The sequence below is a fragment of the Bacteroides muris (ex Fokt et al. 2023) genome, assembly GCF_024704895.1.
In the GTDB taxonomy this organism is placed as follows: Bacteria; Bacteroidota; Bacteroidia; order Bacteroidales; family Bacteroidaceae; genus Bacteroides; species Bacteroides muris.
Window position 1 is genome coordinate 52,579 of the sequence record NZ_JAMZEE010000024.1, and the last position, 14,587, is coordinate 67,165.

The window sequence follows — 14,587 nt, forward strand, 5'->3', positions numbered from 1 at the left end:
TTCAGTCCCTGACTGAATCAGGTTCCTTCAATGAGCGAAACGGAAAACTTCCGCAAACGAAATTTTTCTGAAGATATTTGTAAAAAAAAGCACAATTATCCGCATGGAAGATAAAGCTTCCAATGTCTTTTTCCCCCTACTCTACTTCTCCGAACGCCCTTCGGAAATCTCTGCCCGAGGGCAACTGGAACACCTGCAAGTCGAATTCGGGGATAATCGCCAGCACATGGTCGAAGACATCGGCCTGTACCCCCTCGTATGGCACCCAGTCTTTCAGGGCACAGAAGAAATAAAGCTCCATCGGAATGCCGTGGTCGGTAGGCTGTAGCTGGCGCACCATGCAGGTCAGCTCTTGGTTTACGTCGGGAAGACTTTTCAGATAAGCCGTCAGATAGGCACGAAACACACCCAGATTGGTCTGGCGGCGTCCGTTGACAAGGATGGAATTATCAATGCCGTTTTCCGCATTGTACTTTTCAATCACTACTTCCGTCTGTTCCACATAATCTTTCAGCAGTTGTATCTTGCGATATTTCGCCAGCATCTCCGGTGTGCAGAAGCGGACACTGGTCATGTCGATATTGATGCTGCGCTTCACACGCCGCCCGCCACTCTCGAGCATGCCGCGCCAGTTCTGGAAGGAGTCGCTGACAAGCAGGTAGGGAGGGATGGTGGTGATGGTATTGTCCCAGTTGCGCACTTTCACGGTGTTCAGTGTCACTTCTATCACCGTGCCGTCGGCACCATACTTGGGCATGGCAATCCAGTCGCCCACCTTCAGCATGTCGTTTGCCGAAAGCTGCACGCCGGAGACAAAGCCCATAATGGAATCCTTGAACACCAGCATCAGGATGGCAGCCGAAGCACCCAGTCCGGCAAGCAGCGAAAGCGGGTCGCGGTCTATCAGCTCGCCCACAACCACAATGCCGCCCACCAGCCACAGAATGACCTGCATGGTCTGCAACATCCCCTTCAGGGGGCGGTCGCGGAACTGCTCCCTCTCGCTGTACACACAGTAAACGGCTTTCAGGAAAGAGTTGACGAAGCTCAGGAATGTTATGATAATGTAAATAAGGCAGATGCGACGGATGAAATCCATCGTGGAGGAGGTGGACTCGGCAAATGCCACCGGAACAAATATATAGATGATGATGGGAGCCACCATACGGCTGAGGTGCACCATCACTTTGCGGTCGAACACGATGTCGTCCCAGGTAGCCTTGGTCTTCTTTACCAACTGCGCCACTACCCTCAACAGAATCTTCCGGCACAAGGCATCTGCCAGAAAAGCGATGGCAAGTACCAGTGCAAAGGCAATGAACGGGTCGAGCATGTCGGCACTGGAAGGGGATATGCCCCAAGAAATCAAAATATCGTCTATTTTCTTCAGTATTTCCATAATGTAGCCTCTCCCCCCGGCCCCTCCCCCGCAGGGATGGGGGGACGGGGGATACTTTTATTGTGTATCAACTATTATTCTATTCTCTCTTTATGCCGTTCTCCCTTCCTTCTCTCCCTACAGAGTCGGGAGAGAGGCTTAGGAACTCCTGTATATCTTCCTTTAACCACTGATAAAGATAAAGGTTCTTGTAGCCGCTGTTTTTTTTCAGCATCACGGACACATTGACCTGGCTGTTCTCATAACCCGCCAGTTCGTTGCGGAACTGTTCATCATGCCCTGCCAGGCGCTTTATCTCCTGCTCGCGCTCGCGACGCAAGACGGTACATACCGGGATGAGGAGTTTCAGCACCACATAGTCCATGATATGATGCCCCTGGATATAGAGATAGGTATTGTCCGGAGTCAGTCCCAGACGTTCCAGTTCCGTTCCCAGTTGCTCCACCCGGTCGATATGATGCGGAAAACGGGTTTGCAGTTCGGACAGCTTCGCCGATACCGTCTTTTGCATCTCCTCCAGACTGCGGTAAGGATGGCGCAGGTTTATCTCCTGCAGGCGCACGCAGACGTTGAAGTCGTACATCGGGAAGGTATGCGTGTCGTGCCGGCGATAGAACCAGATATTCCACAGAAACAACGGATAGGCAATCTGCGAATAACGCTTCAGGAAAGCGGAAAAGTCCAGAATATGCCGGTCGTTCAGCGTTGCCTGCACACAGACCTCATGCAGGCTGTCGGCAAAGCAGTGAAAGTTCTCGATGGCATAACCGTACGTCTGGAAGATATAGGGACTCTTGTTTATCTTATGCGATACTTTGGTGGCACCTTGAAGCAGGAAGTCGTAGTCGCTGTCTACACACGCTATCAGGCTGCGCCCCAGTTCCGATGTGTTCAACGTATTCATCAGCACCATCTTCTTGCCCTTTGTCAGAGAGGTGGCAGACGGAAGCATCACCTGGAAATAGCGTTCCTCGTTCTCGAACTCGGACAACAGTGTCCGCCAGAAAGCGATGTCGTCATAGCTCTCCACATAGGCCACTATGCGCCTGCGTGCACTCTTGGGAGACAACTTGCGGGCGGCATCCAGATAGGCGGAAGTCAGGTTATGTTTTAAAGAAGTAGACACTTTTACAGGGATTAGGGATTAAGGATGAGGGACCAAGGATGATATCTCGCTGACTTCGGTGACGGCATCCAGCCAGCCCTCCATGATGACGGCAGGCGAATGGGTGGTGAGGATAAGCTGCACATTGGGATTCAGATTGCGTATCATGCCGATGAGCTTCTGCTGCCATTCGATGTGCAGGGAGGCTTCCGGCTCGTCCATAAACAGCACGCAGTGGTCATCGTCACGCACCAGCACAGTCAGCAGGATGACCAGCATCTGCTTCTCGCCCGAAGACAGTTTGTAGGGCAGCAGGCGTTCACCGTTCTGATAGAAAACGATGTCATTGCTTTTACGGTCTATCTTCTTATGGGTATAGCTGAAAAGCTCGTCAATCATATCCTGGAATTTCCGCTTGGGAAGAGAAAGGGAAGGAGCCAGGCTGCGCTGTTCTTCGTCACCGCTAAGCAATTCTATCATTTTGTTGCCGATGTTCACCTGATAGTCCAGATAACGGCGCTGGAGCAGATAGAGCTGCCAGTCCAGTTCCGACTTCACGTTGGCATCGGCCATGCGTGCCGTAAAGTCGCCCATGATGAGGGGGCGGTCGTAGCTACGGATTACATCATAGGGAATAAAGGTGGCGGCGGAATTGTCGAAGCAGACGCGTACCCCGTTCTTCTCGTCACTCTTCACTTCACCCGATGTCTGTTCCAGATAGTTGACCGAACGGTTCAGGATAGTGGTCTTCCCCACTCCGTTGATGCCGGAAAGAATATTGACGTCAGGACGCAGGTCCCAGGCAATATCGTACCGATGCCACAATCCGTGTATTTCGATACGCTTGATGTAATTGGCTTGTACTTCCATGGTTTCTTGCTTTAACTAAAAGCAAATATACACGATAATCTCTTATTTCCACGCCCATGAACCAGAAAAATCATATCATGAAAAATTTTCTCTTTTCAGAAAATAGTCGTTCTTTTGCACCCGCAAAGAACAAAAGAGTATGAACAAGAACATTCAAGGGCATCTGTTCGCCCTTGCCGCAAATATCTTATGGGGCCTGATGGCACCTATAGGTAAGTCGGCTCTGGTGGAGTTTTCCGCATTGTCAGTAACCACATTCCGTATGGTAGGCGCAGCCGCCTGCTTCTGGCTCCTCTCCTTGTTCTGCAAACGCGAGCAGGTAGACCACCGGGACATGCTGAAGATATTTTTCGCCGCACTCTTCGCCTTGGTATTCAACCAGGGCGTTTATATCTTCGGCCTCTCCATGACTTCGCCCATAGACGCCTCCATCGTCACAACCATGCTGCCTATCGTCACCATGATAGTGGCTGCAATCTATCTGAAAGAGCCGGTCACCGGCAAGAAAGTACTGGGTATCTTCGTGGGGGCCATGGGAGCATTTATACTCATCATGAGCAGCCAGACCACCGGTGCCGGCAATGGCAGCCTCATCGGAGACCTTCTCTGCCTGCTCGCTCAAATCAGCTTCTCCATTTATCTGACCGTATTCAAGGGGCTGTCGCAGAAATACTCTCCCATCACCCTGAACAAGTGGATGTTTGTCTATGCCTCCATGTGCTACATCCCGTTCTCTTACCACGACGTTGCTGCCATAGAATGGAGCAATGTCTCCACAGCCGCCCTGCTGCAAGCGGGATATGTGGTTGTGGGAGGAAGCTTCCTTGCCTATATCTTTATAATGAGTGCACAAAGGTTGCTGCGTCCCACGGTAGTGAGCATGTACAACTACATGCAACCCATCGTGGCCTCAACCGTTGCCATCGTCCTAGGATTGGGGGTGTTCAATCCGGAAAAGGGGATAGCCATAGCCTTGGTATTCCTGGGGGTATACATCGTGACACAAAGCAAGTCGCGCAAGGATTTCGAGAAAGAAGGGAAAGAGCCATAATGATGAGATATGTCAAGTACTTAACAAACAGATTTATATTATTCACTTAAAACAAAAGGAAAATGAAAAAGATTACCTTGTTTTTATTTATGATGCTCGCTGCAATGGCGGTAAAAGCACAAGTTTATGCAGGAGGAAGCCTTGGCTTCTGGTATGACAACGGAGATGATGGCGGAGTTGAAACCACAACATTCACCATTTCTCCCGAAATAGGTTACAACCTCAACTCCAAGTGGGCAATAGGTGTGGCACTCGGTTTCTCTCACATAACCGCCAGCGACGAAACCAAAATAAAGACTACCGGATTTGCCATCGCACCCTACGCACGTTTTTCTTTCTACGAAAACAAGATGGTACGCTTGTTCATTGATGGCGGCTTTGGATTCTCGACCGTAAACAGTGATGTGACAAAGACGATAGACGGCATTGAAGTAGGTTTCAAACCCGGCATTGCCCTAAAGCTGAACGAACACTTCAGCCTAGTCGGCAAGGTGGGATTCTTAGGATATCGGGATGACTATATATCCGGTGCCGACGGACAAGGATTGCTATTGAGCAGTGAAGATTTGTCTTTGGGATTCCACTATGAGTTCTAATCCACTCCCTTCTTCTTGTTTTTATCCCTTTCGCAATTCCGCGAAACAGATACCCAGCAGATTCTTGGAGACACAAAGGAAGTCAGGTTGCCTTGCAGCACCTGGCTTTCTTTATCAACCAGTATCGCCTCAATCTTCGGACTTTCCCTGACTACGCTCCACCATGATGACTCACAGTGTTCCGGCACGCACCCGGCTCAGAGACTCGGGAGTCATTAACAGATAAGATGCCATGTGGTTGACTGAGGCACGCCGGGCTATCTCCGGATAGTCCCTGACGAAACGCGCATACCGCTCGCGTGAGGTTTCGAAGCGCCAAGAGTCTGCTTTATATTGGGAAAGCATTAAAGACCCCTCCAGCAAATGGCGAAGCAGACGGGCTATATGCAGATAACGCTCAGAGAGTTCGACCAGCCCTGCATACGAAATGCTCCAGATGACGCCTTCCTCCAGAGATTCCAGCTGAAGGCAATTACGGCGTCCGGTGAAAAGGCTGACGATGCACATAGCGCCGTCACCATCGCAGGCAAAGTTCTCGGTAATGTCCCTGCCTTCTTTGAAATAGAACTGGCGAAGCAGTCCTTTCTCTACGAAAACAATATCCCTGGCTATATCTTTCTCACTAATCAACAGCTCTCCTTTGTGCACCTCACGGCGTACAAACAAACCGGAAATGAGCTCCAGCTCCTCGGAAGGGAGTTCATGAAGGCGGTGGGTAAACCGCCGCGCCACTTCCATGTTGTTTTCCTTAGTCATCGATATAGGGAAAGGGATAATGCCCTTATTTCTTCAGTTCTGCAAAATAAGTGTCCAGCAAGTTCTTGGCAGCTACAAAAGAAGTCAAGTTGCCTTGCAGCACTTGGGTTTCCTCGCCAGTCAGCATCGCTTCAATCTGCGGATTATGATAGAAGCTGTCGCGCAACTGTTCGTTGATAGTCTCATACATCCAGTATTTGCTTTGTTCGTTGCGGCGGTATTCAAAGTAGCCGTTCTCTTTCACAAAGTCAATGTATTTGTAGACCATATCCCACACTTCTTTTACACCAAGATTATAGAACCCGGAATAAGTCAGCACTTGAGGAGTCCAACCGCTCTCCGGAGCCGGGAAGAGGTGCAGTGCGTTACGGAACTGCGTTGCTGCCAGCCTGGCCCGCTCCAGATTGTCGCCATCAGCCTTATTAATGACAATACCATCGGCCATTTCCATGATGCCTCGCTTGATGCCTTGCAACTCATCACCCGTACCCGCCAGCTGTATCAGCAGGAAGAAGTCTACCATGGAATGTACGGCAGTCTCGCTCTGCCCCACCCCTACCGTCTCTACAAATATCTTGTCGAAACCGGCAGCCTCACAAAGCACAATCGTTTCACGCGTCTTGCGTGCCACACCACCCAGCGAACCGGCAGAGGGACTGGGACGTATAAAGGACTTGGGATGGACGGAGAGTTTCTCCATACGCGTCTTATCACCGAGAATACTGCCTTTGCTGCGTTCGCTACTCGGGTCAATGGCAAGAACGGCCAATTTGCCACCGTGTTCCTCCAGTACATGCAAGCCAAATACATCAATAGAGGTACTCTTACCAGCACCGGGCACACCGCTGATACCCACACGGACAGAGCTGCCCGAATAGGGCAAACACTTCTCTATCACCTCCTGCGCCAAAGCCTGGTGCTCCGGTTTCACACTCTCCACCAGCGTCACAGCCTGGCTGAGTACCGTAACATCACCTTTCACTATACCCTCCACATAGTCTGATACGGACAGTTCACGCTTCTTCCGTCTGGGACGGTTCTTCAAGTAAGGATTGACCGATGAAGGCTGTTCAATGCCTGCATTGACAACCAAGCCTTTATATGCTTCATTATTTTCGGGATGTTCCATGGTTTAATGTGCTAATATGGTTAATGTGCTAATATGCTAATGCAGGCCATGTGCCAGTGTAATGAATGCGTTAATAGGCTTTTAGGATAGTTGCGACTATCTCCATTAGCACATTTCCCACATTAGCACATTACTTTATATTGATTTCAACTTTCGGCTGCATCGGGTCATTGGTAATCATCAGCAGGCGCAAATGACGACGCTTCTTACCTATATTCTTTTTCATTACCGTTACCCGCAGGCGGGTGCTTTCGCCGGGTTGCAATACACTCTTCTTGAGGTTAACTCCCACTGCCGGGTGGAATACCTGGAGCTTGTTTATCTGTAAAGGAGAACGCCCGGTATTGGTAATGGTAATATCTTGATGTGCTTTTGACTTCTTGGCCAATATCGCACTCATATCAACCTCTTTGGCAGAAAGGCTGATGGCAGGAGCATTTGCCTTCTCCACTTCCGTCATTCTGGAAAAATCCGGCAGAAGAATGGCAGAAACGGGAATCTCGTTTTCATCGCCCACCTTGTCACCGGAGAAGCGAGAAAGATAAACCGACGCTTGAGTCAGTCCAAGGTCAGTCAGTCTTTCCGAATTCAATGTAAGTGTAATCACTCCTCTTTCTCCCTTTTGCAAGACATTGGGCTCTACTTTAGTCTGCAAATAAGGGGGCAGATGCATCAGTACCGGTTCATAAGGACGGTCGGAAAGATTGACCACGCCGATATGAATCACCTGCTGCTCACCATGCTGAATATCTGGGAAGTCGAGACTGTTCTTGTCAATACGTATCTGACCGATAAGAAAAGGATGTGTCTTGGTGAAATCCTTGATTTCCCGAACAACCTCTCCATTGAATTTCAAATAGACCAGATTGGGCTGCGCATTGCTGTAAATGGCCACGGATTTCTGGAAATGTCCCAATGCTTCGGCATCGAAAGTCACATTCACCGTTCCTTTTGCTCCCGGAGCAATAGGCGTTTTTGTCCACTGTACCACGGAGCAGGCACAATCCGGCTCCACTTCTGTAAGCACCAAAGGCCGGTCACCCGTATTGGTGATGGTATATTGCACAGTCACGGGATGCTTCCATTCTATCTGGCCGAAGTCGTGCATCTCTGTATTCGAAGTAAAACGCGCTTGTGCTACGGCAGCCAATACCACACTTGCAAGCACATATAAAGTTATCAATATCCGCTTCATCTATTTTTCTTAATATCAAGGTTTCCTAATTCTGCTGCTCTCATTGAGAAACTGTTTTGATTTTATTTCAGCTTCCTTCTGAGGAAACATGAAAAAAGAAAAACAAAACAGTTTCTCAATATTAGTCGGACAAAAATAGGTGTTTTTAGCGAGAGTACCTAAAATAGCGTGGCGCAATTTACTGAAATTGCGCCACACAGTCATCTTTATCAACAAATCAGATAATGATGAAAAATTTCATTTTCTCCGGCACTGGGAAGCCCAGCTCTCCTCGGTGCCGGAGAGAGAGTGTTCCCCGGTGTCGGAGAAACGCCTTGCACAGAAAGGGGCTGGGAGAGAGGGAAGGGAAAGCCAAGGAAGAAGATGCTTGAAGGTATATTTACATTTCAATTCTAATCACACTGATTGACCACGATATCACCTCCCGCCGAATGCGAGGCATACTCCGGAGCATATGCACACTGTATCGTGGCCAGCCCCGTTTCGTATGTTCCACCACGGGATATGCGATAACTGTGCTCCAAGACATAAACGCCTTTGCCCAAATGGTCGAAGAAGAAATTGGTTGCGGCATCTTCCACTTCTGCATAATAACCGAGGCCATTACTCCAACGATAACCGGAAAGCGAGCCTATAGGTTCAAAGCAGGCACCCCGCCGGTCTTTCAACTGAACAAAGTCCATAGCACGGTCCAAGCGGATAGTCAAACGGGCCACCACTTTATCACCGACGGACAACCGGGTTCCTTCCGCAACCGGTTGCAAGGACTTGCTGCCACCGGCCGATATACGCTCTACATAAAGTTTCTTCTCTACATTCAATTCCCCCCCCTGCTGCTTTACATCGGATATGGGTGACAGATACCGGGCATAAACAGCTCCCCAGGCAATGCCTGCATCCCGTTTCTCTACCGTGACGGTTTTAGCTTTCAGTTCCGGACTTCCTTGAGCGAAGGTTTCCTTGACATAGCCCAAGCCCGGGATTATGGTCTTTGTAGGCGACAATGTTTCCAGAACTTTGTTGCCTAACGTGATACGCACGTCTCCCCGGCTCTCCAGCAAATCAGCCCCCTGACAAAGCAGTGCATAAACAGCATCAGCCGTAGCAACCGGAGAATTCCAACTGGTAGTCTGCTTCTGTTTCAGCAACCAGAGCTTCATTTCCTCCACCAAAGCATCGTTGCCGCCTGCCATGCGCAAAGCCTCCATCACTTCTACATGGGCAGGAACGGGCAGCATACCCCAATTGTACGGATTCGCATGGAAAGCAAAGTATGCACCCTGTTCATTCGTCCGCACCAGATGTTCCTTGAGGGAAGCGATGAATTCATTCGCCTCGGCTGTACGCCCTGCCGCTTTCAGAATGATGGCAGACTGCGCCTTGCTGCTCATTGTTCCATCTTTAAGATTGGCACCTACTTTTGATAGGAAATAGCGGTAAGCCGCTTGATTGTCTACCGGCACTTGTTCGCCGCTAAGGGCTATCAGATACAGATATGTCATTGCCGATTCGGAGTTGGCAGTAATTCTGGCGCCATTTTTTTCGGCTTTACGGATATTGCGATACTCTTCCAAAGCCTGCCGGTTCAAATAGCCGAAAGCTTTCTGCCGCATGGCGGCAACTTCTTCAGGCAGTTCATTCTTCGTCAGCAAAGGAAGACGAACAAGCAATCCTGTAATATAGCCAGTTATATAGCGACTGCCGGACATTCCTTTATACCAGCTCCATCCACCGTCTTCACCCTGCAATTCTTTCAATTTGGTAAAAGCGGAAAGATTGCGGTTATTCAGTTGGTTGATATCGAACAGCGTGGCAATACGTGCCTGTTGTTCAGCCTCAGTAGTAGCTTCCAATACCCACGGAGACTCGCTGAGCAGGATATTCTTCACATCCTGATTCTTCTCCAACCGGCTGAGGAAGGTTTCTTTCGTGCCACCGGCAGTCTGCCAACTGTCAAATACAGTCTTAATCCGTGGCTGGCTGTTGGCAATGAAGCCCGCCAGACTATTGGCATACCAAGCGGTAGCCCAAGAAATGGCATTATCATTGCCAGGCAGGCTCAATGCCGGCAAAGCCTGCACGGCATACCAAGCCGGATTCCCGGTGAATTCCACAGTCAGACGACGGTCTGTTGCTGTACGGCTATTACGATTGAAAAGACTGTCTAATGAGAACGTACGGGTCTCCTCGCCGCGGATAGGCATAGCAAGCGTTTCCGTAATATACTCCTTATTGCTTAATACGGGCAACAGATGCTGCTCTCCATCGCTGAACGTACCTCCATCGGCAACCATACGAACACCAAGCAAGTCATAGCGGTCGGACACTTCAAAATGGAAGTTGACGGCAGTATTTCTTCCCGCTTCTACCGAGAATTTTCGGTGCTGGGTAGCAATAACTTTCTCCGTCATAGGGTCGAACAACGTCAATACTGCCGTTCCTTTCATCGCTTTACCCGTCAGATTGGCTATTGTTCCTACTATCTGAGTTTTATCTCCAACGCGGACAAACCGAGGCATATTCGGAGTCAGCATAAACTCCTTGGCAGTTACAACGGAAGCATCCAACATCCCGGTCAGCATATCCTTGGTATGCGAGTAGCCACGGAAATTCCAACGAGTCAGGCTCTGCGGCATCGTAAAGGAAAACGCAAGCTCCCCTTGTTCGTTGGTACGGAGTTGAGGATAAAAAAAGGCTGTTTCGGCAAAGTTGACGCGAAGCCCCTCAATAGGTTGCAAGGCCTCGCCAACCGGTATCGTTTCCAATTCAAAAACAACATCTTCCACTGCGTCTTCCGCTACTTGCGCAGGAGCATATTTCACCTCAACAGCATTCCCGGATTCTTTTTTGGCAGCAAGCATCGGTTGGTTGGCACCTTGTATTCTAAAATTACCGGTCAATGAACTATTCCGGGTAGTCCCATATCCTACAACGCTTACTTCTTCCAAAAGCGCAGTTTCTTCTACCATCACTATCTGCATCCTTCCATCCATATAAGGAGAACAGAAGCGGTCGAACGACCACACCGGAACCCTCCAAGCCTTCAACGGGAAATAAATGGAGAAGCGATTGCTATTATAACGGCTCGCACCACGGAATGCTCCATACAGATTATCCGGATAGAAGACCCGTAGTATCTGGTCACTCTTATAAATCTTATCCAGTGAAGCGTCGTACATCGTAGCCAACATCTCAGCCGCAGCAGGCATGCCTTGAGGCGTCTTTATGACGAGCTTCCACTCTTCCTCCTGTCCGGGACGCAAACGGTCACGGAACACTTCCCATTTCATGTCAAGAGCACGTTCCGGCTGCCGCTTCTTCAATTCAACCTGATGACTGTACATCTCACCATCTTTCACAAAACTGAAAAGAATGACGACTCCCTTGCCATATGCTTCCTTATAAGGGAATTCCATACGGATAATGGTATCATCCAACCGCAACACACGGCTTTCAACGCGTTTTCTATCACAAAATACATCCATCAGCACGTATGCGTCCCGATAAGAAGTTCCCAAAAGGAAAGCGGCAGGATGCTGTTCGTCAAATTGTTCATTTTCTTTATAATAGAAGAAATCGGTAAACGTAGCCGGACGTTTGTCACTCTTTGAGAAGAGCATGAAAGCATCACCGCCATGATCTCCATTGTTTTCTTCACGGCTTAAGCTGTCACGCACGGAAAGCTCCAGACGGTAACTGCCTGAAGGCAGTTCGCCCCAAGCAGAGAAATCCTGAAGTCGACCGGGCGTGAAAACACCTTCCAATACAGGTTGTTTCGAATCAACTCCCATCTTTCTATCATTCTTCACCCTATCTTGCTCTACAAATGGATAAAGCCGATAGTGGCCTTCAATGTCTTGAGAAACATCCATCATATTATTCACCCCAAAAGTGAAGAACATGCTATCTTCCTTGCAGACATATCGGGGCAGGCGGACATCAAAGGAATATGCCTTAGGACCTGCCAACAAGTTATACGAAGCAGTTTGCGTCTCACCGGCCTCATCCGTTACCACAGCCTCCACATGATAGGTGTACACGCCCCCGTAACTGTTTGTATCACCGGCCGGAACATCCAAAGTCAAGGGTATGGAAAAATCCCCGTTGACATCCAACTGTATGGTGTCAGACAGTAACGGTTTATCAGCATTGCTCCAATAACCGGGTCTCGGATTCCGGCGGGTCACCGTATATGCCAATGGCACTTCCTGCACCATCATGCCATTGAAAGCCTTGACATTTCCTTTCAGCACCACCTTGTCGCCCAGCCGGTATGCTTCCGAAACCGGAGTGAAAGCAATCTCGAACATAGGTCGCTTGTACTCCTCTACCCTAAAAGCAACGGTAGACTGAGGCTCTTTGGTCCGTATGCTGAACATGCCATTCAGGCAAGCAGTCGGAAGTACAAACTCCGTAGCAAAAGAGCCGAAATCATTGGTCTGCACTTTCCTAGTGGCAAGTTCCTTGCGGTTGGCATCCAACAAGACAAGCTCATAATCCACCCCTTGCAGTATATGGGCACTATCACTGTTCTGTTTGTAGGCTATTCCTTTTACATGAACGGTCTGCCCGGGGCGATAAAGCGAACGGTCTGTCAGCAATGTCATCTGCCTCCAATCAGCATCCTGAATACCGTAATAAGAATGATTCATATAAATGTTCTGCGGCTTCATGGCTGTATCTCCGCCTTTACGCGCCACATAGCTTCGGATTCCGTCCTGCCAAGGCAACACAGCTCTCCCCCCGGTATCAGTCAATACCTCTGCCATCACTTTTCTGTTCTTCTCATCGTATGAAGAATAGAAACTCACCTTGGCATCGGCAACCGGCTGTCCGCTACAGGCATCCAATGTAACCACTTCCATATGGCCGTCACCCAAATCCAATGTCAGCACCTTGAAGCGGGTAGATACCAAAAACTTATCATCCGTACGGGCTGTTTCTGTATCGGGTACTATTTGAAGAATATAGACTCCCGTTTCCTGAGGCATCATGAACTTGAACACAGTGTCCGAGGCAAGATAAGGAACATCTTCAGGCAATTTATCCTTGCCTGGCAACGGCTTTAAGCCAAAATGCGTGGAAGAAAGCTTCCGGGCATACTTTCTATAAGTATCTTTATTTATACCATGGTTCATCCAAGGTACCTCACCTAAAGTTGTGGCATATAGGTTGAGAGTGAAGCCCCCGACATTCCGATAATGCAGCCTCATATCCACCGAATCACCGGGATAACCGCTTTCATTCATACTTAGAATGAGTTCAGGCTGTAAAATCTGTTCACGGATATTCTTCAACTCATTGATACGCTTATAGGCAGGATAGCGCTTCAAGCCTTCTTCACAGACTTTTAGAGCCTCATCAGCGCGTTTCGGTTCCAAACGGCGTAGGTAGTTGGCTTTATGAATGTAAACCTCGGCACAAACTTCTCGTGAGCCGTATTCCTTTATCAATTTATCCAACACCTCAAGATACTCCCGCTCAGCCTTTTCCTGACGCATTCGGAAAGTGGAATAAGGCTGCCGACTGATACCACCGGCCAGCTTCCAGCTCCAATAATCAAGAGAACAGAGCAACAGGGCATCTTCTGAACCGGCACGGTGGCGATAAGCATTCATCATACCCTGATAGATTCTTTCGATACGGATCTGTACCAAAGAATCCACATTGAAACCATCCAGTTGCCGATAAGCATCCACGGCACGGCTCACCAATAAATGGTACATATCGTGCCCATAGAACCGGCTGCCGTCTTCCAACACCACAAAAGGTACATATTTTTCCGCAGATGTATCGAGCAAGCGGATGGAGTCCTGCAAGGATGCACAGTTATACTTATCTATCTTGTCTACAAACTGACTGATACTCCACTCACGGATATCTTCCGGAACCTCGTCAACATCCAGCAGAGTACGCGACAGCAAGACACGGCGATTCTTCCGCATCAAACCAGCATATTCATATGCCAACAAAGAGTGCAGAATAGCCTTGTTCACCGGATTCCTCTCCGATTGCGCCCAAGATTCCATATATTTCAGACTGGAGTAAAGGCTGTCCGGAGTCACCCCCTTTTGATAAGTCTCCCTGCAAATGTAGGCTTTCAACATTTGCGGAGCATTCTGCTCCTGCCTGCCTTTCCGATAGATTTCATCAGCCAGTTTTATCACTGTTTGAGGCAGGCTTTTCTTTTGAGCCTGCTCCACCTGCTTCCACCACTTATCATACGTCTGCGCATACGATGCCGAAGCGCCCAATGTAACCAGCAGCAACAATATGCTACAGGTTCTTTGAATTACTCTCATAATTATTCGTTTGTTAGTCTTTGTATTAATAACAAAGGAAGTGAATAAAGTTCAAAAAAATGTACTTTCGGATATAAAAAATCTTATTCTGCTCCTACAAAAAACAAGAGGTTGTGTCAAAATGCTGGCACAACCTTTTTTTATGCGCAAAGCCCGGACTTTCCCAAGCCCAGGCTTTGTTATT

9 protein-coding genes and 1 pseudogene are annotated in these 14,587 nt (G+C 48.8%); 2 read left to right on the forward strand and 8 right to left on the reverse strand.

All coding sequences use genetic code 11. From position 1 onward, the window contains the following. Positions 1 to 136: 136 nt before the first annotated feature. From M1B78_RS10965 to M1B78_RS10975, 3 genes are all read right to left on the reverse strand, one after another. The gene (locus M1B78_RS10965; protein WP_257940675.1) at positions 137 to 1,399 is read right to left on the reverse strand and encodes a mechanosensitive ion channel family protein; all 1,263 of its coding nucleotides are present in this window, start codon (positions 1,397 to 1,399) and stop codon (positions 137 to 139) included. 79 nt (positions 1,400 to 1,478) lie between these two features. Continuing rightward, a complete protein-coding gene (locus tag M1B78_RS10970; RefSeq protein ID WP_136009869.1) occupies positions 1,479 to 2,525 on the reverse strand; it encodes a DUF4435 domain-containing protein in 1,047 nt (348 codons plus the stop codon). Positions 2,526 to 2,543: 18 nt separating this feature from the next. Next, on the reverse strand, positions 2,544 to 3,374 hold the full coding sequence (locus M1B78_RS10975; RefSeq protein ID WP_257930643.1) for an AAA family ATPase: 831 nt from the start codon (positions 3,372 to 3,374) through the stop codon (positions 2,544 to 2,546). A gap of 139 nt (positions 3,375 to 3,513) precedes the next feature. Between M1B78_RS10975 and M1B78_RS10980 the strand changes: the two genes are divergently transcribed. After that, on the forward strand, positions 3,514 to 4,425 hold the full coding sequence (locus tag M1B78_RS10980; protein WP_176469249.1) for a DMT family transporter: 912 nt from the start codon (positions 3,514 to 3,516) through the stop codon (positions 4,423 to 4,425). 62 nt (positions 4,426 to 4,487) lie between these two features. Beyond that, entirely contained in the window at positions 4,488 to 5,021 is a 534-nt protein-coding gene (locus M1B78_RS10985) for a porin family protein (RefSeq protein WP_257940676.1), read from the forward strand. A 21-nt stretch (positions 5,022 to 5,042) separates the two neighbouring features. Here M1B78_RS10985 and M1B78_RS18885 read toward each other — a convergent pair. The 5 genes and pseudogenes from M1B78_RS18885 to M1B78_RS11005 all read right to left on the reverse strand — a co-directional run. Then, a pseudogene (locus M1B78_RS18885) lies at positions 5,043 to 5,164 on the reverse strand (methylmalonyl Co-A mutase-associated GTPase MeaB); the annotation flags it as partial. A gap of 28 nt (positions 5,165 to 5,192) precedes the next feature. Beyond that, positions 5,193 to 5,777, reverse strand: coding sequence for a Crp/Fnr family transcriptional regulator (locus M1B78_RS10990; protein WP_257940677.1), 585 nt, complete (start codon positions 5,775 to 5,777; stop codon positions 5,193 to 5,195). A gap of 25 nt (positions 5,778 to 5,802) precedes the next feature. Further along, positions 5,803 to 6,906 (reverse strand): methylmalonyl Co-A mutase-associated GTPase MeaB, encoded by a 1,104-nt coding sequence (gene meaB / locus M1B78_RS10995; RefSeq protein ID WP_136009864.1) that lies wholly within the window; start codon positions 6,904 to 6,906, stop codon positions 5,803 to 5,805. 130 nt (positions 6,907 to 7,036) lie between these two features. Then, positions 7,037 to 8,101: a DUF1573 domain-containing protein gene (locus M1B78_RS11000; RefSeq protein WP_257940678.1), complete on the reverse strand. Its 1,065-nt coding sequence runs from the start codon at positions 8,099 to 8,101 to the stop codon at positions 7,037 to 7,039. Positions 8,102 to 8,493: 392 nt separating this feature from the next. Continuing rightward, the gene (locus M1B78_RS11005; protein WP_257940679.1) at positions 8,494 to 14,403 is read right to left on the reverse strand and encodes an alpha-2-macroglobulin family protein; all 5,910 of its coding nucleotides are present in this window, start codon (positions 14,401 to 14,403) and stop codon (positions 8,494 to 8,496) included. Between the last annotated feature and the right edge of the window lie 184 nt (positions 14,404 to 14,587).

Bases quoted from the DNA above. Each gene is read 5' to 3' on its own strand.
- M1B78_RS10965 (WP_257940675.1), bottom strand. From the start codon at position 1,399: ATGGAAATACTGAAGAAAATAGACGATATTTTGATTTCTTGGGGCATA.
- M1B78_RS10990 (WP_257940677.1), bottom strand. From the start codon at position 5,777: ATGACTAAGGAAAACAACATGGAAGTGGCGCGGCGGTTTACCCACCGC.
- meaB (WP_136009864.1), bottom strand. From the start codon at position 6,906: ATGGAACATCCCGAAAATAATGAAGCATATAAAGGCTTGGTTGTCAAT.
- M1B78_RS11000 (WP_257940678.1), bottom strand. From the start codon at position 8,101: ATGAAGCGGATATTGATAACTTTATATGTGCTTGCAAGTGTGGTATTG.
- M1B78_RS10985 (WP_257940676.1), top strand. From the start codon at position 4,488: ATGAAAAAGATTACCTTGTTTTTATTTATGATGCTCGCTGCAATGGCG.
- M1B78_RS10975 (WP_257930643.1), bottom strand. From the start codon at position 3,374: ATGGAAGTACAAGCCAATTACATCAAGCGTATCGAAATACACGGATTG.
- M1B78_RS10980 (WP_176469249.1), top strand. From the start codon at position 3,514: ATGAACAAGAACATTCAAGGGCATCTGTTCGCCCTTGCCGCAAATATC.
- M1B78_RS11005 (WP_257940679.1), bottom strand. From the start codon at position 14,403: ATGAGAGTAATTCAAAGAACCTGTAGCATATTGTTGCTGCTGGTTACA.